The 1,120-nt window shown below is 67.9% G+C and carries 1 protein-coding gene; it reads right to left on the bottom strand.

Translation table 11 applies throughout. The features are described 5' to 3' along the window. Positions 1 to 1,120: condensation domain-containing protein (locus ACP4J0_RS38475; RefSeq protein ID WP_426604094.1), on the bottom strand; the 1,120-nt coding region annotated here is incomplete at both ends.

Below are 1,120 nucleotides of genomic sequence, written 5' to 3'. Positions count from 1 at the left end.
CCACTCAACACGCGCACCAACCGCGCCCCGAACAACTCCACCGTGCCCGCGTCATACAGGTCCGTCGCGTACTCGATCAGCCCGGACATGCCGGCGGGGTTTCCGTCCTCGTCGAACGTCTCACCCATGTTGACGGTGAGGTCGAACTGTGAACCGGATACGCCTGGGTCCTCGAACTCGGCTCGGACGCCCGGGAGTTCAAATGCCAGGTCAGTGCTGTTCTGGAGCGCCAGCATGATCTGGACGAGCGGGTGATGGCCGGGCGAGCGCTGCGGGTTGAGCCGTTCCACCAGGTACTCGAAGGGGATGTCCTGGTGGCTGTACGCGGCGAGACTCGTCTCACGGATCTGTGTCAGGAGTTCGCCGAACGTGGGATCCGATGTCACGTCGGCGCGTATGACCAGGGTGTTGACGAAGAAGCCCACCAGGTCGTCCAGACCTTCGTCGGTGCGGCCGGCGATGGGCGAGCCCACCGCGATGTCCCGCCCCGCGCCCAGCCGCGAGAGCAGTGCCGCCAGGCCCGCGTGCAGGACCATGAACAGCGTCGCGTCCGCCGCACGGGCGAGCTCCCTCAACGCGGCATGCGTCGAGGCGTCGAGTGCGAAGCTCACGGTGTCGCTGCGATAGGAGGGGGTCGCGGTTCGCGGCCGGTCGGTGGGCAGGGAGACGACGTCGGGCAGACCGCTCAAGTGGTCGGTCCAGTACGCGGCTTGGCGGCGTAGCAGACTGTCGGGGTCGGTGTCCTCGCCGAGCAGTTCGTGCTGCCAGACGCTGTAGTCGGCGTACTGGACCGGAAGCGGGGTCCACTCCGGCCCCTCGCCTCCGCGCCGGGCCGCGTACGCGGAGGCGAGATCGGCCGCGAGAGGAGTCATGGACCAGCCGTCGGCGGCTATGTGGTGCATCACGAGCACCAGGACGGCTTCCCTCGGTCCCGAGGCCAACAGCCTTGCCGTCAGCGGAATCTCGCTGTCCAGCTCGAATCCGTGCTGAACACACGCCGCCAGCCGGGAAGCCACCGCATCCTCCGTCACCGGTTCGACCGGGAGGGTGAGGTGGGCTTCGGTGGGGGTGAGGATGTGCTGGTAGGGCTCGCCGTCGAGGTCGGGGAAGACCGTCCGCA

Origin of the sequence: Streptomyces sp. WG7 (assembly GCF_049975785.1) — a bacterium.
Taxonomy (GTDB): Bacteria; Actinomycetota; Actinomycetes; order Streptomycetales; family Streptomycetaceae; genus Streptomyces.
This window is presented reverse-complemented; position numbering and strand designations above follow the sequence as displayed.